Source organism: Streptomyces sp. TRM70350 (assembly GCF_019219825.1).
Taxonomy (GTDB): Bacteria; Actinomycetota; Actinomycetes; order Streptomycetales; family Streptomycetaceae; genus Streptomyces.
This window is the reverse complement of record NZ_JAHUXH010000001.1, coordinates 130,658-151,697: the sequence shown is the minus strand read 5'-3', so window position 1 is coordinate 151,697 and position 21,040 is coordinate 130,658. Positions and strand designations below refer to the sequence as shown.

The following is a 21,040-nucleotide window of genomic DNA, read 5'->3' as shown; positions in this document are numbered from 1 at the left end:
GGCCCAACCTCCATACTGTAGACAATATTTCGTCGACACAGGCCGTACGGCCGTCACCTCCGCGGTATCCCTCAAACCGAACGGAGTGTTTCCGTGAAAGTCGCAGTCCTCGGCGCCGGAGCGATCGGCGCCTTCGTCGGTGCCGCGCTCCACCGCGCGGGCGCCGATGTGCACCTCATCGCCCGTGGACCGCATCTCGCGGCCATGAGGCGGCACGGAGTACAGGTGCTCAGCCCGCGCGGCGACTTCACCGCGCACCCCGACGCCACCGACGACCCGGCCGAAGTCGGCCCGGTCGACTATGTCTTCCTGGGCCTGAAGGCCACCTCGTACGCGGCGTGCGGGCCGCTGATCGAGCCGCTGCTGCACGGCACCACGGCGGTGATCGCCGCGCAGAACGGCATCCCCTGGTGGTACTTCCACCGCCACGGCGGCCCCTACGACGGTCACCGCGTCGAGAGCGTGGACCCGGGCGGCACGGTCAGTGCGGTGCTCGCGCCCGACCGGGCCATCGGCTGCGTCGTCTACGCGGCCACCGAACTCGAAGCACCCGGTGTCGTACGGCACTTGGAAGGCACCCGGTTCTCCATCGGCGAGCCCGACCGCAGCGTGTCCGAGCGGTGTCTCGCGTTCAGCGAGGCCATGCGGGGCGGCGGCCTGAAGTGCCCGGTGGAACCGCAGCTGCGCAACGACATCTGGCTGAAGCTGCTCGGCAACATCTCCTTCAACCCGATCAGTGCGCTGTCCCGCGCGACCATGCGGCAGATGTGCCTGCACGGCGGCACCCGCAGGGTCATCGAGATCATGATGACCGAGACGCTCGCCGTCGCCGAGGCCCTCGGCTGCGAGGTGGGCGTCTCCATCGAACGCCGCCTCGCGGGCGCCGAGAAGGTCGGCGACCACCGCACCTCCACGCTCCAGGACCTGGAGCGCGGCAAACCGCTCGAACTCGACGTCCTGCTCGCCGCCGTCGTCGAGCTGGCGGAGATCACCGGCGTCGACGTGCCCACCCTGCGCACCGTGCACGCCATCTCGGACCTGCTCGCGCTGAGGAGCGCCGCATGAGGAAACGTGAACCGAAGACCTACACCAGGCTGACGCGTCCCCTCGTCAGGGACTCCCGCGACGAGCCGTTCCGCCCGGCGAGCTGGGACGAGGCCCTGGACCGGGCCGCCCGCGGCCTGGAGCGCAACCGGGGTGCGTTCGGCATGTTCTCCTGCGCCCGCGCGACCAACGAGATGAACTACGTCGCCCAGAAGTTCTCCCGCGTGGTCATGGGCACCAACAACGTCGACTCCTGCAACCGCACCTGCCACGCCCCGAGCGTCGCGGGCCTGTCCGCCGCCTTCGGCTCCGGCGGCGGCACGTCCTCGTACGAGGAGATCGAGCACACCGACGTCATCGTGATGTGGGGCTCCAACGCCCGCTTCGCCCACCCGATCTTCTTCCAGCACGTGCTGAAGGGGATCAGGAACGGCGCCCGGATGTACGCCGTCGACCCGCGCCGCACCTCCACCGCCGAGTGGGCGGAGAGCTGGCTCGGCCTCGACGTCGGCACCGACATCCCGATGGCGCACGCGATCGGCCGCGAGATCATCCGCGCGGGGCTCGCCAACGAGGTGTTCATCGAGCGGGCGACGACCGGCTTCGAGGAGTACCGGGCGCTCGTCGAGCCGTGGACGCTGTCGCTCGCCGAGAAGGTGACGGGCGTACCGGCCGCCGCCATCAAGGACCTGGCCCACGCCTACGCCCGCGCCGAGCGCGCCCAGCTGTGCTGGACCCTCGGCATCACCGAGCACCACAACGGCACGGACAACGTCCGCGCGCTCATCAACCTGGCCCTGCTGACCGGCCACGTCGGCCGCTACGGCTCGGGCCTGCAACCCCTGCGCGGCCAGAACAACGTGCAGGGCGGCGGCGACATGGGCGCGATCCCCAACCGCCTCCCCGGTTTCCAGGACATCCTCGACGCGGACGTCCGGCTGAAGTTCGAGTCGGCCTGGGACACCGTCATCCTGCCGCACTACGGGCTGAACCTGACGGAGATGTTCGAGGCGATGGAGGAGGGCACCCTCAGGGCCGTCTACTGCGTCGGCGAGAACCCGGCCCAGTCGGAGGCGGACAGCGAACAGGCGGTACGACGGCTGAAGGCCCTCGACTTCCTCGTCGTGCAGGACATCTTCCTGACGAAGACCGCCGAGCTGGCGGACGTCGTGCTGCCCGCGACCGCCGGATGGGCCGAGACCGACGGCACGACGACCAACAGCGAGCGGCGGGTCCAGCGGGTGCGCAAGGCCGTGGCCCCGCCCGGCGAGGCCCGCGAGGACATCGACATCATCTGCGATCTCGCGGCACGCCTCGGTCACGACTGGAAGTACGCCGACGCCGAGGCCGTCTGGAACGAGCTGCGCTCGGTCTCGCCGGACCACTACGGGATGACGTACGACCGTCTGGAGGAGCACCAGGGCATCCAGTGGCCGTGCCCGAGCACCGAGCGGCTCGAACCGACCTATCTGCACGGCCGGTTGTGGGAGACGGACCCGGCCCGGCGGGGCAGGCTCGCGCCCTTCGGGCTGGTGCAGCACGATCCGCCGGTGGACCTCACCGACGAGCAGTACCCGATCCGGCTCACCACCGGCCGTCGGCTCGACTCCTACAACACCGGTGTGCAGAGCGGCAGTTTCGCCTCCCCGCTCAGGCGCGGCGAGTACGTCGAGCTGTGCCCGGAGGACGCCGAGCGGTACGGGGTCGTGGTGGGCGAGGAGGTGCAGGTGACCTCCCGGCGCGGGTCCGTGGTCGCACCCGTGTGGATCGACCCGGCGCTGCGGCCCGGGCTCGCCTTCATGACCATGCACTTTCCCGACGAGGTGGACACCAACCAGCTGACGATCGAGGCGAACTGCCCGATCGCCGGAACGGCGGAGTTCAAGGCGTCGGCGATCCGGATCGAGAAGCTTCCCGTCGCGACCATCGTGAGGTGACGCAAGTGGACCTGCACTTCGGCGACAGCAAACCGACGGACGACGAGCGGGCGGCCGTCGACGCGCTGCTCGGCCCCCCGGAATCCTCGTGGGAGGGTGCCGCCCGCGATGAAATGAGGGCCGCCGATCTGAGGTGGGCGCGCGGCGGGCGTCAGGCCCGGGACCGCCGTGACCTGCTGTTGCCGGGGCTGCACGCGATCAACGACCGGGTCGGCTGGATCAGCGAGGGCGCCCTGGACTACCTGTGCCGGCGGCTGACCGTGCCACCGGCGGAGGCGTACGGGGTGGCCACGTTCTACGCGATGTTCTCGGTGAGGCCGCGCCCGGCGACCGTGCTCCATGTCTGCACGGACCTGGCGTGCCAGGCGGCGGGGGCGGCGGAACTGTGCGCGGGCATCGAGGCACGCGGCCCCGCTGCCCACATCGAGCGCAGCCCCTGCCTCGGCCTGTGCGAACGCGCCCCTGCCGCGCTCGCCGTCAAGGCGGGGGATCCGGTCCGTACGGCGGTCTCGGCACCGGCGACCGTCGAAGCGGCCCTGCTCGCCGCGACCGCACCGGACTCCGCGCCCGAGGAGCCCCCGGCCGTGCTGGCGGTCCCCCAGGCGGGCGGCGACGACCTGATCCTCCTGCGTCGCGTCGGCGTGGTGGACCCCTCCAGCCTCGACGACTACCGCGCCCACGGCGGTTACACCGCCCTCCGCCGGGCCTTCGAGCTCGGCCCCGCCGGAGTCATCCGCGAGGTCACCGACTCCGGCCTGGTCGGGCGCGGCGGCGCGGCGTTCCCCACCGGCCGCAAGTGGCAGGCCACGGCGTCCCAGCCCGACCACCCGCACTACGTCGTCTGCAACGCCGACGAGTCCGAGCCGGGCACCTTCAAGGACCGGGTGCTCATGGAGGGCGACCCGTACGCGCTGATCGAGGCCATGACCATCGCGGCATACGCGACCGGCGCGCACCTGGGCTATCTCTACCTGCGCGGCGAGTACCCGCGCGCCCAGCGCCGTCTGGAGCACGCCATCGGCCAGGCACGCGCGCGTGGCCTGCTCGGCGACGACGTCCTGGGGCAGGGCTACGCCTTCGACATCGAGGTCCGGCGGGGTGCGGGCGCGTACATCTGCGGCGAGGAGACGGCCCTGTTCAACTCGATCGAGGGCTACCGGGGCGAGCCGCGTTCGAAACCGCCCTTCCCCGTGGAGAAGGGCCTGTTCGGCAAGCCCACCGTGGAGAACAACGTCGAGACGCTGGTCAACGTGCTGCCGATCCTGACGATGGGCGCCCCGGCGTACGCGGCGATCGGCACGGCGGCATCGACCGGTCCGAAGCTGTTCTGCGTGTCGGGGAGCGTGGCGCGTCCCGGCATCTACGAGCTGCCGTTCGGCGCGACGCTGGGGGAGCTGCTGGAGCTGGCGGGGGTGCGCAGGGGTCTGCGGGCGGTGCTGCTCGGCGGCGCGGCGGGCGGTTTCGTACGGCCGGACGAGGTGGACATCCCGCTCACCTTCGAGGGCACCCGCGAGGCCGGTACGACGCTCGGCTCGGGCGTCGTGATGGCCTTCGACGACACCGTTGCGCTGCCCCGGCTGCTGCTGCGGATCGCCGAGTTCTTCCGTGACGAGTCGTGCGGGCAGTGCGTGCCGTGCCGGGTCGGGACCGTGCGGCAGGAGGAGGCGCTGCACCGGATCGTGGAGCGCACGGGTGCCGCTGCCGCCGACGACATCGCCCTGCTGAGGGAGGTCGGCCGCGCGATGCGGGACGCCTCGATCTGCGGTCTGGGGCAGACCGCGTGGAATGCCGTGGAATCCGCCATCGACCGTCTGGGGGCGTACGAATGACCGCGATACCGCTGGGCGTGCCGCGCCGGCTGGTCGAGTTCACCATCGACGGGCAGGAGGCCAGGGTCCCGGAGGGCTCGACCGTCCTCGACGCCTGCCGGGCCGCCGGAAAGGACATCCCGACCCTGTGTCACGGCGACACCCTCACCCCGAAGAACGCCTGCCGGGTCTGCGTGGTGGAGGTCGAGGGCTCGCGCACCCTGGTCCCGGCCTGCTCCCGCACGGCGGAACCGGGCATGACCGTCCGCACGGACACGGAACGCGCCCGGCACAGCCGCAAGGTCGTCCTCGAACTCCTCGCCTCCTCGGTCGACTTGTCGACCACGCCCCAGGTCGCCGGGTGGATTAAGGAGTACGAGGCGAAACCGGACCGCTTCGGCCCCGAGGCCGCCCGCATCAACGAGGAACCGAAGATCGACAACGACCTCTACGTCCGCGACTACGCCAAGTGCATCCTCTGTTACCAGTGCGTCGACGCCTGTGGCGACCAGTGGCAGAACACCTTCGCGATCTCCGTCGCGGGCCGGGGCTTCGACGCCCGGATCGCGGTCGAGCACGACGCCCCGCTCACCGACTCGGCGTGTGTGTACTGCGGCAACTGCATCGAGGTCTGTCCGACGGGGGCACTGTCGTTCAAGTCGGAGTTCGACATGCGGGCGGCGGGTACGTGGGACGAGTCGCAGCAGACGGAGACGACGACGGTGTGCGCCTACTGCGGAGTGGGCTGCAACGTCACGCTCCATGTGCAGGACAATGAGATCGTCAAGGTCACCTCGCCGCACGACAACCCGGTGACCCACGGCAACCTCTGCATCAAGGGCCGTTTCGGCTACCAGCACGTACAGAACCGGGGCTGATCAGGACATGGGACGAGTCACGGAACGACGCAAGGTGATCCGCGTCCGGGACGGCGCGGTCTCCACCCGCCCGGACACGCTCGTCGCCGAGGAACCCCTGGAGATCCGCCTGAACGGCAAACCGCTCGCGATCACCATGCGCACCCCCGGCGACGACTTCGCGCTCGCGGCCGGGTTCCTGGTGAGCGAGGGGGTGCTGGGCGAGCGGGGCGACCTGCGGAACATCGTGTACTGCGCGGGCGCCACCGTGGACGGCTCGAACACGTACAACGTGGTGGACGTGCAGACGGCCCCCGGGGTGGTGATCCCGGACATCACCCTCGAACGCAACGTCTACACCACCTCGTCCTGCGGACTGTGCGGCAAGGCGAGCCTGGACGCGGTGCGCACGACGGCCCGCTGGCCCATCGCCGACACTCCCCCGGTCCGGGTGAAGCCCGAGCTGCTCGCGAGCCTCCCCGACCGGCTGCGCGCGGCCCAGCGGGTCTTCGACCGGACCGGGGGGCTGCACGCGGCGGCGCTGTTCGCCGAGGACGGCGAGCTGCTGGACGTACGGGAGGACGTGGGCCGGCACAACGCGGTCGACAAGCTGGTCGGCCGCGCCCTGCAGAACGGCGGCCTGCCGCTGTCCCGGACGATCCTCCTCGTCTCGGGCCGGGCGTCCTTCGAGCTCGCACAGAAGGCCGTGATGGCGGGCATCCCGGTGCTGGCGGCGGTCTCGGCGCCCTCGTCGCTGGCGGTGGACCTGGCCCAGGAGACCGGGCTGACCCTGGTGGGCTTCCTGCGGGGCAGCTCCATGAACGTGTACGCGGGCGAGGACCGGATCGCCCTGCGGGCCGCGGCCGCCCAGGGCTGACGGTTCCCCGCGGCACGGCGGCGGGGCCCCGACCGGCGGGGAGCGCCCCCTGCGCCGCGGGGGCCCCGCCTCAGCGGGCCGCCCTCTCACATCGCCCGCGGGCCGCTGCGCAACTTTCCCTATGACCTGATTTATCATCACCTGATTTGTCATTGGATCCTTCAAACGATCCCGTGACAACACGTCAGGCCGCTGGAGCACCACCACCCCTGTTGTCCCCGCACGCTTCTTGCGGTGTGTCGCTGCCGCCAACTACCGTCTGTGGCGCATACGTTGGACGTGGGATGTCCAGATGTTCTGACAAAATGGGGATCATATATGCCGTCAAGACTCCGCGCACGTCTGAGAAACACCCTCACCGCGGGCGTCGTCCTGACGGCCGCCGCCGTCCTACCGGCCCCCGCCCGCGCCCAACCCGCCTTGGCCGCACCCCTGTTCGAGGAGCAGGTCCTCTTCAAGGCCTCGCAGGACCCGGGCTACGCCTGCTTCCGGATCCCGGCGGTCGTGCAGAGCACGAACGGCACCCTGCTCGCGTTCGCCGAGGGGCGGGTCCTCAACTGCGGCGACGCGACCGACATCGACATCGTGCTGAAGCGCTCCACCGACGGCGGCCGCACCTGGGGCCCGTTGCAGGTGGTCAACGACGGCGGCGGTGACACCCACGGCAACCCGACCCCGGTCGTCGACCGCGACACCGGCCGGATCCTGCTGGCGCAGACGTACAACACGGGCCGTGCCGACAGCGAGCACTGTGACGTCCCCTGCGACCGCACCCCCCATCTGCAGTACAGCGACGACGACGGCGTCACCTGGTCCGCCCCGCGCGACCTCAGCCCGCAGATCCTGCCTTCGCACTGGAACTCCTGGTACGCCACCGGCCCGGTGCACGGCATCCAGCTCACCCAGGGCGCCCACGCCGGACGGCTGGTCTTCGGCGTCAACGCCGAGACCTGGGACGGCAACCGGGTCACCGCGAACCACGCCGCCCTCATCCTCAGCGACGACGGCGGCACCACCTGGCGGGTCGGCGCCACCGACGCCTGGCCCCTCGCGGCCGACGGCACCTTCCGCCAGAAGCCGTCCGAGATCTCCATGACCGAGCGCTCCGACGGCACGATCCTGGTCAGTGGCCGCGAGCAGGAGGGCACCGACATCGGCCACCGCTCCCAGGCCGTCAGCCGCGACGGCGGCCAGAGCTTCGCGGCGCCCTTCGCGGCCCTCCCCGACCTCTACGCCCCCCAGGTCCAGGGCTCCACCCTGCGCCTCGGCGACCGCATCCTGCTGTCCTGCCCGGGCGACCCCGACCGCCGCCGGACCATGATGATCCGCTCCTCCTACGACGGCGGGGAGACCTGGGACAGCGTGGACCGCGGCACGGTCGTCACCCGCGACTGGTCCGGCTACTCCGACCTGGTGCACATCTCCGGCACCACCGTCGGCCTGATGTACGAGGGCGGCACGGCCGACGCCCGTGACGAGATCCGCTTCGCCCGCTTCAACGAGGAGTGGCTCACGCCCCGCCGCGGCGCCGACCCGACCACACCCGACCGCGCCCTGCTCGCCCCCGGGGCGAACGTCCTGGGCGGCGCCTCGACCACCACCGGCGTGCTCGACAACGCCCTCGCCCTCGACGGCGGCGACGACGCCGTACGCCTGCCGTACCGCGACGAACTCCTGCTGGGCAGCGGGGACTTCACCGCCTCCCTGTGGTTCCGCTACACCGCCGCGAGCGGTGAGCAGCCGCTGCTGTGGATGGGCGGGGTGGGCACCAGCCAGCCGCAGGTCTGGCTGCGCGCCGAGCCCGCGAGCAACCGGGTGCGCGGCCTGATCACCGCCCGGGAGGGCGTCCGGACCGTCAACACGGCCATCGTGCAGGCGACCGGCGCCCACAACGACGGCAGGTGGCACCACCTCGCGCTGCGCCGCGGCGGCGGACAGCTGACCCTGTTCCTCGACGGCACGGCGGTCAGCACCGAGGACGTGCCCGGCTCGGTGAGCCGCAACTCGCCGTTCGGGGTGCACATCGGCCAGCGCGTGGACAGCCGGGCCTTCTTCACCGGCGCGATCGACGAGGTCCGCGTCTGGGACATGGCCCTGTCCGACGCGGAGATCGACCAGGTCCGCACCACCCACACCGGCCCCCGGTCCAACAACGTCCTGTGGCTCCCCATGGACCAGGTGACCGCCGCCCGCTAACGTCCCGGAGCGTGCCCGACGAGCGACGAGCACGACAGCGCACGGGAACCGGGGTCGGACTGCTGCTGGCCCTGGTTCTCGCGGCCGTGCTGCTCACCGCCCTCCCGGACGGCGACCGGGAGGGCGGCGGCGCGTGCACGGGCCGCACCGTCGCCTCCTGGTCGGCCGCCGACGCGCTCACCGGCGAGTTCGCCCGCTACGGCGACGACGCCACGCGCACCGACGACTGGACCGGCGGCGACGGCACCCACTCGCTGAGGCTGCCGGACGGCCGGGTGCTGTGGCTGTTCTCCGACACCTTCCTCGGCCCCGTGCATCCCCCGCCCAACCCGTCCGGCGAGTCGTACGCCTGGCGCGACACCACCGCCCCGATGGTGCGCAACTCGGCGGTGGTGATGGCCGGGGGCCGTCTGCGCTCGACGCTCCCGGCGCCCCTCTTCCCCGACCCCGCCCCCAGCCAGTGGCGCTGGCCCGTCGCGGCCCGGGTCGAGCCGCGCTCCCCCGGCTCGGCGGAACAGGTCGTGCGGGTGCTGCTGTGGACGCGCGCGGCCGGCCAGTCGCCGTGGATCTACGGGGTGCCGCTCGCCACCGAGGTCGCCACGCTCTCGCTGCCGGAGCTGCGGGTCGAGTCCATCACCAAGGTGTTCGACCAGCAGTCGGTGCCGGATCCGTCCCGGCGGGTGCTGTTCGGTACGACGCTGGTGGCCGAGGACGGCTGGACCTACGTCTTCGGCGGCGACGACGGGCAGGCCGTGTCCCGCCCGGCCTCGTCGGCGTATGTGGCGCGGGTGCCGGACGGCGGGCTCGCGGATCCGGCCGCCTGGGAGTTCTGGAACGGCTCCGCCTGGGTCACCGGGACCCGCCCGGCCGCGGTGCTCGGCGACGAGCGGCGCACCGGGGTGGGCAGCGCGTTCTCGGTGGTGCGGGACGGGGACACGTACGTGCTGTTCACCATGGCGGCGGGCGCGGCCGGGCTGAGCACGGTGACGTCGTACTGGGCCTGCTCCCCCACCGGGCCGTGGCACGGACCGGCGCGCGGCTTCAGCCCGCCCCTGCCGTCCGGCGGGGTGGCCGCGTACAACCCGCAGGCGCACCCCGCCGTCGGCGGCGACCGGCGCCTGGTCCTCAGCTACGACGTCAACTGGCTGGAGACGACGGGCGCGGCGGCGGCGATCAGCGGGAACGTGGCCCTGTACCGACCGCGGTTTGTGACGCTGCGGCTGAGGCCGGTGGAGTGAGTTGCTCGCGCGGGTCGTGGGAGCGGCGCTTGGCGATCACCGCGCACACCATCAGCTGCATCTGGTGGAAGAGCATCAGCGGCAGCACGGCCAGCGAGGCCTGCGCGCCGAACAGCACACTCGCCATCGGCAGCCCGGAAGCCAGCGACTTCTTCGACCCGGCGAACTGGATGGCGATACGGTCCTCCCGGCTGAAGCCGAGGACCTTGGCGCCGTACCAGGTCAGAGCGAGCATCACGGCGAGCAGCACCGCCTCCACGCCGAGCAGCCCGGCCAGCCGGGCGGGGCTGACCTGGTGCCAGACGCCGTGGACCATGCCCTCGCTGAATGCGGTGTACACGACGAGGAGGATCGAGCCGCGGTCGACGTACCCGAGGCCCTTCTTGTGGCGGGCGACGAAACCGCCGATCCAGCGGCGCAGCAGCTGCCCGGCCAGGAACGGCACCAGCAGCTGCAGCACGATCTTGATGATCGAGTCGGCCTTGAACCCGCCCGCGCCGCCGCCCAGCAGCGACGCCGCGAGCAGCGGGGTGATGACGATGCCCGCGAGGGAGGAGAAGGAGCCGGCGCAGATCGCGGCGGGCACGTTGCCGCGGGCGATCGAGGTGAACGCGATCGACGACTGGATGGTCGAGGGGACCAGGGTGAGGAAGAGCAGGCCGGTCCACAGGGAGTGGGTCAGGAACACCGGGACCAGTCCGCGGGCGGCCAGCCCGAGCAGCGGGAAGACGACGAAGGTGCAGGCCAGGACGGTGACGTGGAGCCGCCAGTGCCTGAGTCCGTCCAGCGCCTCACGCGTGGACAGCCGGGCGCCGTAGAGGAAGAAGAGGAAGGCGATCGCCGCGGTGGAGGCGCCGGAGGCCACGTCGGCGGCCGTACCCCGGGCCGGGAGGAGCGCCGCGAGGCCCACCGTCCCGAGCAACAGCAGGATGTACGGGTCGATCGGCATCCAGGAGGGCCAACGCAGGCGTTTCACGGTGCTCCACTTGCTTGAACATGAGGCTGGAACATGAGGCTCGGATCTGAGGGCCTGTACGGGGTCACGAGTCCCCGCTCCATCCTGCTCCCTCACCCGCCGATCGTGAATCCGGCATACCACTCTGACTGCCATCACGGATCGCGATAGCCTGGCCCTCGTGTACGACCCCTCCCACCTGCGCACGTTTCTGGCGGTCGCCCAGACGCTGAGCTTCACGCAGGCCGCGCGGCGGCTCGGGCTGCGCCAGTCGACGGTCAGCCAGCACGTACGGCGGCTGGAGGACGCCACCGGACGCCAGCTGTTCAGCCGGGACACGCACTCCGTGGAGCTGACGGAGGACGGTGAGGCGATGCTCGGTTTCGCGCGCCGGATCCTGGAGGTGCACGAGCAGGCCACGGCGTTCTTCACCGGCACCCGGCTGCGCGGCCGGCTCCGCTTCGGCGCCTCGGAGGACTTCGTGCTCACCCGGCTCCCGGAGATCCTGGAGGGCTTCCGGCACGACCACCCCGAGGTCGACCTGGAGCTCACGGTCGAGCTGTCCGGCACCCTGCACGAACACCTGGCCGCCGGAAATCTGGACCTGGTCCTGGCGAAACGGCGCCCCGAGGACCCGCACGGCGAACTGGTGTGGCACGACCGCCTGGTGTGGATCGGCGCGGAACGCCTCCGCCTCGACCCCGACCGTCCGGTCCCGCTGATCGTCTATCCCCCGCCGGGCATCACCCGCGCCCTCGCCCTGGAGGCACTGGAGCGTCAGGGCCGCGAGTGGCGCATCGCCTGCACCAGCGGCAGCCTCAACGGCCTGATCGCCGCCGCCCGTGCGGGCCTGGGCGTGATGGCCCACTCCCGGGGCTTCATCCCGCCGGGCCTGGTCCGTGTCCCGGACCGCTTCGGCCTGCCCGAACTCGGCCAGGTCGACTTCGTCCTGGTGCACGGCCGCCGCCGCCCCGCCGCCCAGGGCCCGGCGGACGCCCTGGCGACGGCCATCCTGGCGGCGGGCGACCGGCTGCACCGGCGTTAGGGTGACCGGGTCGTACAGATTCGGTGGAGATTACGGCGCCGAAACTTACTCCACCGTCAGGAATCTGTCCGACCCTTCCCCATGTGCGCGCATTTTCCCCGCTGACCAGCGCATCCCTGAGCGCCGCTCCGCTTTCGCACCCCTCCCGTCACGACTGCCCGTGGGGTAGCTTTCACGGCCTGTGCGGGCATCACAGGGAGCCGTCACAGAGAGCGGGGAACGGGTTTGCGCGAGTTCACCAATCCTCCGTTGACGTTGGCACCCCCGGTGGGCGGTCTGGCCGACGTCGTCTTCGAGCACGCCCAGGACGACCCGCTGCACATCGCGCTCGGCCGCAAGGACGACGCCGGGCGCTGGCGGGACGTGACCTGCGCCGAGTTCCGCGACGAGGTGCTCGCCCTCGCCAAGGGCCTGCTCGCCGAGGGCGTCCGGTTCGGCGACCGGGTCGCCATCATGTCCCGCACCCGCTACGAGTGGACGCTGTTCGACTTCGCGCTGTGGACGATCGGCGCCCAGGTGGTGCCGGTCTACCCGACCTCCTCGGCCGAGCAGTGCTACTGGATGCTCTACGACGCGGAGGTGACGGCCGCGATCGTGGAGCACGAGGACCACGCGATGACCGTCGCCACCGTCGTCGACCGGCTGCCGAGACTGAGCCGGCTGTGGCAGCTCGACGCGGGCGCGGTCCAGGAGCTGTACGACGCCGGCGCCCACCTCGACGACGAGGTGGTGCACCGGCACCGCAAGGCCGTCACCCCGGACTCGGTCGCCACGGTCCTCTACACCTCCGGCACCACCGGCCGCCCCAAGGGCTGTGTCCTCTCGCACGGCAACTTCATGTACGAGGCGGACACCGTCATCGAGCGCTGGGAGCCGGTGTTCCACTCCAAGAAGGGCGACGAGGCGGCCACCCTGCTCTTCCTGCCACTCGCGCACGTGTTCGGGCGGATGGTGGAGGTGGCCGCGATCCGCGGCAAGGTCCGCTTCGGCCACCAGCCGCAGCTCAACGCGGCCGCCCTCCTGCCCGACCTGGCCGCGTTCAAACCGACGTTCTTCCTGGCCGTGCCGTACATCTTCGAGAAGGTCTTCAACGCGGCCCGCCGCAAGGCCGAGCGGGAGGGCAGAGCGGGCCCCTTCGAGAAGGCCGTCGACATCGCCGTGCGGTACGCGGACGCGGTGGAGGAGAAGGCGTGGGGCATCGGGGCCGGCCCGTCGGCGGCGCTGCGGGTGCAGCACCAGCTGTTCGACAAGCTCGTCTACGCCAAGGTGCGCGAGGCGATGGGCGGCCGGGTGCGGCACGCCATGTCCGGCGGCTCGGCGATGGACCGGCGGCTCGGCCTGTTCTTCGCGGGCGCGGGCGTGCGGATCTACGAGGGGTACGGCCTGACGGAGTCCACGGCGGCCGCGACGGCCAACCCGCCCGAGCGCACCCGCTACGGCACGGTCGGGCAGCCCATCCCCGGTGTCACCGTGCACATCGCGGACGACGGCGAGATCTGGCTGCGTGGCCCGAACGTCTTCCAGGGCTACCTCAACAACCCGAAGGCGACCGACGAGACGCTGCACGACGGCTGGCTGGCCACCGGCGACCTGGGCTCCCTCGACGAGGACGGCTACCTCACCATCACCGGCCGCAAGAAGGAGATCCTCGTCACATCGAGCGGCAAGAGCGTGGCACCGGGCCTCCTGGAGGAACGCGTCCGGGACCACCCGCTGATCGCCCAGTGCCTCCTCGTCGGCAACGACCGCCCCTATGTCGCCGCCCTGGTCACCCTCGACCAGGAAGCCGTCGAGCACTGGCTCCAGATGCGTAACAAGCCCCGGCTCGCCCCCGCCGAGCTGGTGCGCGACCCGGACCTGGAAACGGAGGTGCGGCGGGCGGTGGTCGCCGCGAACACGCTCGTGTCGCAGGCCGAGTCGATCCGCACCTTCCGCATCCTGGCGCAGCCGTTCACCGAGGAGCACGGCCTGCTCACGCCGTCGCTGAAGCTGAAGCGGAAGGCGATCGAGAAGGCGTACGCCAAAGAGGTCGAGGCGCTGTACCGGACGTGAGGCCGCATCCGGCCCATTTTCCGGTCAGGAATGCATCGGGGCCCGTGATCGTTGACGATGGGAGTACCACCTGACGACAACCGAAGGATCAAGAGCTCGTGAGCAGCAAGGTCCCCCCGATCATCCTCAACAACGGCGTCGAGATGCCCCAGCTGGGCTTCGGCGTCTGGCAGGTGCCGGACGACGAGGCGGAGCGGGCGGTCGCCACGGCGCTGGAGGCCGGGTACCGCAGCATCGACACAGCGGCGATCTACGGCAACGAAGAGGGCACCGGCAAGGCCATCGCCGCCTCCGGCCTCCCCCGCGAGGAGCTCTTCGTCACCACCAAGCTCTGGAACAGCGACCAGGGGTACGACTCCACCCTCCGCGCCTTCGACGTCTCCCTCGGCAAGCTCGGCCTGGACTACGTGGACCTGTACCTGATCCACTGGCCGATCCCGTCGAAGGGCAAGTACGTCGACACGTACAAGGCGTTCGAGAAGCTCCACGCCGACGGCCGGATCAAGGCGATCGGCGTCTCCAACTTCCTGCCGGAGCACCTTGAGCGCCTGATCGCCGAGACGTCCGTCATCCCGGCCGTCAACCAGATCGAGCTGCACCCGCACCTGCAGCAGCACGCCGCCCGGGAGTACCACGCGGAGCAGGGCATCGCCACCGAGGCCTGGTCCCCGCTCGGTCAGGGCAAGGGCCTGCTGGAGGTCCCGGCGATCGTGGCCATCGCCCAGAAGCACAACCGCACGCCCGCCCAGGTCGTGCTGCGCTGGCACCTCCAGCTCGGCAACGTGGTGATCCCGAAGTCCGTGACGCCGTCCCGGATCAAGGAGAACATCGACGTCTTCGACTTCAGCCTGGACACCGAGGACCTCGCGGCGATCAGCGCCCTGAACGAGGACCGCCGCCTGGGCCCGGACCCGGCCACGTTCGAGATGGGCTGACCTCAGGGCCGTAACCTCAAGATCGTACGCAAGCGCCCCGGGAACCACAGCAGTTCCCGGGGCGTTTCGCGTGCGTCCCTGGTCACGGTGCAGTCATGGTGTGCAGACCCCGTGGCCGTCGTCGGCGGCCCCGGCGCGGGTGCCGTCGGGAGCTTTGCCGGGGTGGTGGTGCTCGGCGTGTGCTGCGCCGCGCCGCTGCGGGGAGGTGGTGGGCCGGTACGGCTGCCGGTGCTCGCGCTGGCCCTGCTGGCGCTGCCCGCGCTGCTGCTGATGCTGGTGTCGCTGGTCGAGCCGCTGTCCGTGGACCGCTCTGTGCTCTACGGCCATGCGGGTACCGCCCTGCTGATCGGCGCCGCGCTGGACCGTCTGGGCCGGGCCCGGGCCGCCGCGCTGCTCGCGGCCGGAGCCGCCGCCGTCGCGCTGCTGCCCTGCTCGGCGCACCTGCGCACGCCCATCAGCCGCACCGACGACCTCACCGCCATCGCACAGGCGGTGCGCGAGGCCGGGCGCGACGCCGACGGGGTCCTCTATCTGCCGCGGCGACGGCGGGTGTGGTCGCTGCCGGACCCGACGGCCGTGCGCGGGCTGCGGGACATCGCCCTGGACCGCACCCCGGCCGACTCGCACGCCCTGTACGGCACGGAGGTGACCGCTTCCGTGGTCCGGGCCCGCGTGCTGACGACTCCGCGCATCGTCGCCGTGGGCGACCCGGAGGGGCAGCCGCTGGACCGGACCGGGCCGGAGCTGGTCAAACGGCGGGTGCTGGACACGTACTTCGAGGAGTGCCGGGTGTGGCGGGTGCAGGGGGCGCGGATCGCGGTGTCCGCGCGGCCGGGGCGCTGCTGAGGCACGTCACCTCAGAGGGCCCTGCTCGCCGTATGCACCGTCTGCGCCGCCAGCAGGAAGAGGTCCGGGCGGTGGTGGACGCTCGCCTTGTCCTCGGGGTCGAGGAGGCGGTCGAGGGTGGCGCGGTCGGTCGCGTCGAGGCGGTCGGCGAGGGCCTCGCGGATGCGGGAGAGGGTGGCGGCGACGTAGGCGCGGGCCCGGTCGGGGGCCGGAGCGGGCAGGTCGAGCAGGAAGCTGCGGGTGCGGGTGTGGGCCAGGCCCGCGGCGGTCAGCAGCGCGGGCCAGTCCTCCGTCTCGTCGACCGTGCCGGGCAGCGCCGCGCGCATCTCGGCGAACCGCTCCTCCTCGACCGCGTTCAGCCGGGCCTGGAGCCCCGGGCGGCCGATGCCGATGTCGCGCGGCAGGAACCGCGTGGGCAGGCCGCCCTCCACGATCGCCAGCGTGCCGCCGGGGGCGAGTCGTTCGGCGAAGGCGGCCAGGGCGGCGCGCTGGTCGCCGAGGTGGTGCAGGCTGCGGCTGGCCCACAGCAGGTCGGCGGGGTAGTCGAGGTCGCCGAGGACGTCGGGCAGGTCACCGGCGAGGGTGCTGAACCGGTCGGCGAGGCCGAGGCGGGCGGCGCGGTCGCGGGCCCGGGCGAGGAGCGGCTCGGAGCCGTCGACGGCGACGATCCGGGCGGCCGGGAAGGTCTCGGCGAGCAGACAGGAGACGACGCCGGGTCCGCTGCCCGCGTCGACGACCAGGCCGGGGTCGGTCTGCTGCTTCGCCAGCCAGGCCAGGGCCCGCTCGTACAGGGGCGCGAACAGCTCGGCGCCCGCCTCCAGCAGCGGGGCCATCTCGGTCCAGTCGATCCCGGTGTGGTCGTGGTGGTGCTCGTGCTGGTGGGTGTGGTGGTGGTCGTGTGCCATGGTCAGCCTCTCCTCCGGGTGCGGCCAGCGTGCGACGGGACACCGGGGAGGAGCAAGAGACGTTGCCGAAGCGGCAAACCGAGGCCGTCGAAAATGAGGTGCCCGGAACGGGTCCGCTGTCCCACGATGGGCCCCATGGACGACGAGCTGGTGGAGCGCTTCCTCAAGGACGGGTTCGTGAGGATCGAGGGCGCCTTCCCGCCCCGCGTCGCCGAGCACTGCGCGCGGCTGCTGTGGCGGGAGACGGGGTACGACCCCGCCGACCCCGGCACCTGGAAGGACCCCGTGCACTGGGTGTACGACATGGCGCAGGGGCCGTTCGCCGCCGCGGTCAACTCGCCTGTGCTGCATGCGGCGTTCGACGCGCTGGTCGGCGCGGACCGCTGGATGTCACGCTACTCGCTGGGCAGCTTCCCGCTGCGGTTCCCGCACGAGGACGAGCCGGACGACGCGGGCTGGCACATCGAGGGCAGCTACGTCCCGGAGGGCGCCACGCTGCCGCACACCAACCTGCGGTCGAGGGACCGGGCCCTGCTGATGCTGTTCCTGTTCAGCGAGGTGACCGAGGCGGACGCCCCGACCCGGATCAGGGTCGGCTCGCATCTCGACGTACCGCCGGTCCTGGAGCCGTACGGCGAGGAGGGCGCCTCCTTCATCGAGCTCGGCCCGAAGGTCGACGCGGCCTCCGCGCACCGCCCGCTCGCGTACGCCACCGGCCGTCCCGGTGACGTCTACCTCTGTCATCCGTTCCTGGTCCATGCCGCCCAGCCGCATCACGGCACGCGCCCCCGATTCATGGCGCAGCCGCCGCTGCACCCCGCCGAGCAGCTCCGGTTGGAGCGGGCCGACGGGGACTACTCGGCGGTGGAGTTCGCGATCCGCCGGGGTCTGGAGTCGCACGACGCCTGACCCCGGCGGAGGCGGCTCAGCTCAGGACAGCGGCGGGTAGGCGTTCGCCATCAGCTGCTGGAACTGCGCGGAGAACCAGTGCCCGGACAGCGGCGCGTCCGGCAGCGCACCGGACATGTTGAAGCCGTTGCGGGCGTTGCCCTCGTAGGTCGGGTCGCACATCCGGTCGAAGCCCTTGCCCTCGTCGTTCGGGATCTCCCGGCTGGCCCCGTCGGACTCGCCCGGCGGCTTCATCCACACGTAGGCGTCGATCCCGGCGGCGGGAGCGGCCTGCGGGCGTTCGCCGAGCCCGGCACCGGACTGGTTGCACCAGTTGCCGACGTGGATCCGGCGGTCGTAGCGGCCGCCGTCGACATAGGTGTCCACGGTGGTCGTGGCGCCCGGGCCGGTGGGCCGGGCGCTGCCGCCCCAGCCGTTGCGGGAGGTGTCGATCAGCATGCCGATGGAGGAGTTGAAGCCGACCGAGACCAGCTGGTTGCGGAAGGCCTGCGCGAACGACAGCTCGTCCACGTACCGGTTCCAGTCCACCCACGTCGACTCGCGGACCGACTTGCCCGCGACGTTGTCGTTGATGCTGAAGTGGTCCTCCTTCAGGGCGCTGTAGTTCGCCGTGTTGGTGATGAACCCGTGCACGTCGTTGACGGTGGCGCCCTCGGCGGTCGCCGCCTCCTTGAAGGTGTTGGCCGAGGCGCCGAAGTTGTCGTCCCAGCCGATCCAGCCGTGGTGTCCGGCGTCCACGTAGTTGTAGACGTTGGGCACGTCGCCGAGCTTGTTCAGGGCGTAGCCGACGCCCTTGACGTAGTTGCCGTTGGCCTTCATCACATCGCACTGCGGGGTGGCCGTCGGGCGGCTGCCGGTGTTGGTGACGAGGTTCGGCAGCGAGTCGATCTCGACGGTGGTGACGATCCGCAGCGAGGCGTACTTCGGGTCGGCGAGGATCGCGGCGATCGGGTCGATGTACTCGGTCTTGTACCGGTCGATCTCCGTCGGGCCCAGCTCGCCGTTGGAGGCGAGGGCCGCGCAGTCACGGCCGGGCAGGTTGTAGATGACCAGCTGCACGACCAGTTCGTCGGAGCCCTTCTGGCTGAGCGCCTCGTCGAGGTGGTCCCGCAGGCCCATGCCGCCGTTCACGCCGTTGATCGCGGCGATCCGGTCCAGCCACACACCGGTCGGCTGGTCGGAGATGCGGCTGCCGCCCGGCTCGGCGGCGGCCTTCGCGGACCACTCCGGGTTCACGTACACCTTGGCGCCGGTGTACGGGTTGTCGACCCGCGTGCCCGGGCCGCCGGGGCCCGGCGGGTCGGTCGGCCCGCCGCCGCCGTCGTCGACGTTGCAGGTCACCCCGTCGAGGGTGAACGTGGTCGGCGGGGCGTTGGTGCCGCTGTAGCTGCCGTTGAAGCCGAAGCTCACCGAACCGCCGGTCGCCAGCGTCCCGTTGTAGCTCTCGTTGACGGCCGTGACGGCGGCCCCGCTCTGGGTGACCTTGGCGTTCCAGGCGTTGGTGATCCGCTGGTTGCCGGCGTACGACCACGCCACCGACCAACCGGACTTCGCGGCGCTGTTGTTGGTGACCGTCACGGACGCGGTGAAGCCGGTGTCCCACTGGTTCTGCACCTGGTAGTCGACGGTGCAGGGGACGGCGGCGGCGCCTGCGTCGCCGGGCACCGCCGCCATGGCGGTCCCGGTCGCACCGGCCACGAGCGCCAGCGCGGCGAGCAGTGCCGTTCTCGTTCTGGTACGGCTCATGAGTGCGGGTTCCTCATCTCTTCTCACAGGTGGGTTATCCGTCGAGGGCGCGCAGGTGATCACGCAGCCCGATTCCGTACGACGTGGGAGTCCCGTCGTAACTGCTGATCAGGGCCGGACCGGAGGAGCAGTTCCAGGTGTTCCAGGTCCAGCCGAGGTACGAGAGCGCGCGGGCGTCGAACCACGCCATGACGCGGTCGATGAAGGAGTGCGCGCAGGTGTTCTCGCCGATCTCGCCCGCGACCAGCGGCACTTGCGCGGCGACAGGTGCGAGCGTGGAGTCCCAGCAGCTCTCGTTGGAGCAGGTGTTGAAGTTGTAGACGTGCCAGGCGGCGGCGAGATTGCCCGTCGGGTCGTCGGGCTGGTACGTCAGCCACTGGCTGAGGTCGTTGGAGTACGCGAGCCCACCGGCCAGGATCACGTTCTTTGCGCCGGTGGCCCGGATCGCGTCGATCAGGTCCTGCATACCGGCGACCTCGTAGCCGATGCCGGGGCAGGTGCCGCCGTCGCGCCAGCAGGTCCAGGCCTGGGCGGCCGTGGAGGTGGCGCGGTCCGGGTAGGGCTCGTTGAACAGGTCGAAGACGACGGTCGGGTCGTCCTTGAAGGTGCTCGCCACCGATGTCCAGAAGGACGGGGTGTACTGCATGTTGGGCATCGGCTTCTGGCAGGTGGCGTGCACGTCGGCGCAGCCGGCCGAGTTGCCGGTGTACTGGCCCCAGGACCAGTGCAGTTCGAGCATCGGCGTCATGCCGTGCGCCTTCACCTTGGCCACCAGGTCCTGCACGGCGGCGATGTAGTTGGCGCCGGCGTACTCGGGCTTGATGTTGGAGGTGCCGAGCCAGCACTCCTCGTTGAGCGGGATGCGGACGGTGTTGGCGTTCCAGTCGGCGATCGCCTTGACGGACGCGTCGTCGACCGGGCCGTCCCAGATGCCGTAGCCCTGCACACACGCGAACTCGCCGCCGGAGCGGTTCACGCCCAGCAGCCGCCGGGTGGTGCCGGACGCGTCCACCAGCTTGTTCCCGGACACGCTCAGCGCGGGTGGCCCGTCACCCGGGTCCGGCGGATTCGTCGGTTCGGTGGGCGTCGGGGTCGGCTCGCTGTCGACATTGCACGTGGTGCCGTTGAGCTTGAACGACGTCGGTACGGCGTTGCTCCCGGACCAGGAGGCGAGGAACCCGGCGCTGACGCTCGCACCGGTGGCGAGCGAGCCGTTCCAGCTTTCGTTGCCGGCGGTCACCGTCGTACCGGACTGGGTCCACTTGGCGTTCCAGCCCTGGCTGACCCGCTGGCCGTCGGCGAAGTCGAAGGTGAGGGTCCAGCCGGTCAGCGCGGCCGAGTTGTTGGTGATGCGCACGCCGCCCTGGAAGCCGGTGTCCCACTGGCTGGTGACGGAGTACTCCACCACGCAGGCCGGAGTGGCCCCGGACGCCGTGACGACCGGTGCGACCGCGGTGCCCACGAGGGCGAGCGCGGCGGCACCGGCGAGTAAAAGAGCTGAACGCGAGGGGTGTCGCATGAGCGACTCCTTGCAGTTCGGGCGCGTCGTGACGGACGCGTCGACTGATGGAATCGCTCCCACTGGTGTTGCCGAAGGTAGCGCCAAGTGATGGTAAAGAACAGGGGAGTCGCTGACTTTTCCTCAACGATTCTTCGTCGAATCTTTTCGACTCTTCAAGCATCTTGACCC

Annotated in this window: 16 protein-coding genes; 12 read left to right on the top strand and 4 right to left on the bottom strand. The window is 71.2% G+C overall.

The window, feature by feature from the left end:
- Positions 1-93 precede the first annotated feature (93 nt).
- The 7 genes from KWI83_RS00665 (at position 94) to KWI83_RS00635 (ending at position 9,957) form a co-directional block, all read left to right on the top strand.
- On the top strand, positions 94-1,065 hold the full coding sequence (locus KWI83_RS00665; RefSeq protein ID WP_218512238.1) for a 2-dehydropantoate 2-reductase: 972 nt from the start codon (positions 94-96) through the stop codon (positions 1,063-1,065).
- Positions 1,062-2,981, top strand: a complete 1,920-nt coding sequence (locus KWI83_RS00660; protein WP_218512237.1) for a molybdopterin oxidoreductase family protein — start codon at positions 1,062-1,064, stop codon at positions 2,979-2,981. Before KWI83_RS00665 ends, KWI83_RS00660 begins: the two co-directional genes overlap by 4 nt.
- 5 nt (positions 2,982-2,986) lie before the next feature.
- Positions 2,987-4,810, top strand: coding sequence for an NADH-ubiquinone oxidoreductase-F iron-sulfur binding region domain-containing protein (locus tag KWI83_RS00655; RefSeq protein WP_218512698.1), 1,824 nt, complete (start codon positions 2,987-2,989; stop codon positions 4,808-4,810).
- The gene (locus tag KWI83_RS00650; RefSeq protein ID WP_218512236.1) at positions 4,807-5,667 is read left to right on the top strand and encodes a 2Fe-2S iron-sulfur cluster-binding protein; all 861 of its coding nucleotides are present in this window, start codon (positions 4,807-4,809) and stop codon (positions 5,665-5,667) included. Before KWI83_RS00655 ends, KWI83_RS00650 begins: the two co-directional genes overlap by 4 nt.
- A gap of 7 nt (positions 5,668-5,674) precedes the next feature.
- A complete protein-coding gene (gene fdhD, locus KWI83_RS00645; protein ID WP_218512235.1) occupies positions 5,675-6,523 on the top strand; it encodes a formate dehydrogenase accessory sulfurtransferase FdhD in 849 nt (282 codons plus the stop codon).
- A 318-nt stretch (positions 6,524-6,841) separates the two neighbouring features.
- Positions 6,842-8,719 carry a sialidase family protein gene (locus tag KWI83_RS00640; protein WP_218512234.1) on the top strand — a complete coding sequence of 626 codons (1,878 nt, stop codon included), beginning with the start codon at positions 6,842-6,844 and terminating at the stop codon, positions 8,717-8,719.
- Positions 8,720-8,730: 11 nt separating this feature from the next.
- Entirely contained in the window at positions 8,731-9,957 is a 1,227-nt protein-coding gene (locus tag KWI83_RS00635) for a DUF4185 domain-containing protein (protein WP_218512233.1), read from the top strand.
- Here KWI83_RS00635 and KWI83_RS00630 read toward each other — a convergent pair.
- Complete coding sequence (locus tag KWI83_RS00630; RefSeq protein WP_218512697.1) at positions 9,893-10,906, bottom strand: bile acid:sodium symporter family protein; 1,014 nt, start codon at positions 10,904-10,906, stop codon at positions 9,893-9,895. The genes KWI83_RS00635 and KWI83_RS00630 overlap by 65 nt on opposite strands.
- Positions 10,907-11,093: 187 nt before the next feature.
- Here KWI83_RS00630 and KWI83_RS00625 point away from each other — a divergent pair, with 187 nt between their 5' ends.
- The 4 genes from KWI83_RS00625 to KWI83_RS00610 all read left to right on the top strand — a co-directional run bounded on the left by KWI83_RS00625 (position 11,094) and on the right by KWI83_RS00610 (position 15,790).
- A complete protein-coding gene (locus tag KWI83_RS00625; RefSeq protein ID WP_218512232.1) occupies positions 11,094-11,957 on the top strand; it encodes a LysR substrate-binding domain-containing protein in 864 nt (287 codons plus the stop codon).
- A gap of 225 nt (positions 11,958-12,182) precedes the next feature.
- Positions 12,183-14,009 carry a long-chain fatty acid--CoA ligase gene (locus KWI83_RS00620; protein WP_218512231.1) on the top strand — a complete coding sequence of 609 codons (1,827 nt, stop codon included), beginning with the start codon at positions 12,183-12,185 and terminating at the stop codon, positions 14,007-14,009.
- Positions 14,010-14,107: 98 nt separating this feature from the next.
- Positions 14,108-14,944 carry an aldo/keto reductase gene (locus tag KWI83_RS00615; RefSeq protein WP_308121957.1) on the top strand — a complete coding sequence of 279 codons (837 nt, stop codon included), beginning with the start codon at positions 14,108-14,110 and terminating at the stop codon, positions 14,942-14,944.
- Between the two features lie 111 nt (positions 14,945-15,055).
- A complete protein-coding gene (locus KWI83_RS00610) occupies positions 15,056-15,790 on the top strand; it encodes a hypothetical protein (RefSeq protein WP_218512230.1) in 735 nt (244 codons plus the stop codon).
- Positions 15,791-15,801: 11 nt separating this feature from the next.
- On the opposite strand, the gene KWI83_RS00605 is transcribed toward KWI83_RS00610, so the two are convergent.
- Positions 15,802-16,695, bottom strand: coding sequence for a trans-aconitate 2-methyltransferase (locus KWI83_RS00605; protein WP_218512229.1), 894 nt, complete (start codon positions 16,693-16,695; stop codon positions 15,802-15,804).
- A gap of 135 nt (positions 16,696-16,830) precedes the next feature.
- On the opposite strand from KWI83_RS00605, the gene KWI83_RS00600 reads away from it, so the two are divergent.
- Positions 16,831-17,604, top strand: a complete 774-nt coding sequence (locus KWI83_RS00600; RefSeq protein WP_218512228.1) for a phytanoyl-CoA dioxygenase family protein — start codon at positions 16,831-16,833, stop codon at positions 17,602-17,604.
- A 21-nt stretch (positions 17,605-17,625) separates the two neighbouring features.
- Here the strand turns inward: KWI83_RS00600 and KWI83_RS00595 are convergent, their stop codons facing one another.
- Positions 17,626-19,350, bottom strand: coding sequence for a glycoside hydrolase family 6 protein (locus KWI83_RS00595; RefSeq protein WP_218512227.1), 1,725 nt, complete (start codon positions 19,348-19,350; stop codon positions 17,626-17,628).
- A 34-nt stretch (positions 19,351-19,384) separates the two neighbouring features.
- Positions 19,385-20,869, bottom strand: a complete 1,485-nt coding sequence (locus KWI83_RS00590) for a cellulase family glycosylhydrolase (RefSeq protein WP_218512226.1) — start codon at positions 20,867-20,869, stop codon at positions 19,385-19,387.
- Positions 20,870-21,040: the final 171 nt, after the last annotated feature.

What these genes read in the sequence shown, in the direction of transcription:
- KWI83_RS00595 (WP_218512227.1), bottom strand. Translation starts at nt 19,350, where the DNA reads ATGAGCCGTACCAGAACGAGAACGGCACTGCTCGCCGCGCTGGCGCTC.
- fdhD (WP_218512235.1), top strand. Translation starts at nt 5,675, where the DNA reads ATGGGACGAGTCACGGAACGACGCAAGGTGATCCGCGTCCGGGACGGC.
- KWI83_RS00640 (WP_218512234.1), top strand. Translation starts at nt 6,842, where the DNA reads ATGCCGTCAAGACTCCGCGCACGTCTGAGAAACACCCTCACCGCGGGC.
- KWI83_RS00590 (WP_218512226.1), bottom strand. Translation starts at nt 20,869, where the DNA reads ATGCGACACCCCTCGCGTTCAGCTCTTTTACTCGCCGGTGCCGCCGCG.
- KWI83_RS00650 (WP_218512236.1), top strand. Translation starts at nt 4,807, where the DNA reads ATGACCGCGATACCGCTGGGCGTGCCGCGCCGGCTGGTCGAGTTCACC.
- KWI83_RS00660 (WP_218512237.1), top strand. Translation starts at nt 1,062, where the DNA reads ATGAGGAAACGTGAACCGAAGACCTACACCAGGCTGACGCGTCCCCTC.
- KWI83_RS00605 (WP_218512229.1), bottom strand. Translation starts at nt 16,695, where the DNA reads ATGGCACACGACCACCACCACACCCACCAGCACGAGCACCACCACGAC.
- KWI83_RS00600 (WP_218512228.1), top strand. Translation starts at nt 16,831, where the DNA reads ATGGACGACGAGCTGGTGGAGCGCTTCCTCAAGGACGGGTTCGTGAGG.
- KWI83_RS00630 (WP_218512697.1), bottom strand. Translation starts at nt 10,906, where the DNA reads ATGCCGATCGACCCGTACATCCTGCTGTTGCTCGGGACGGTGGGCCTC.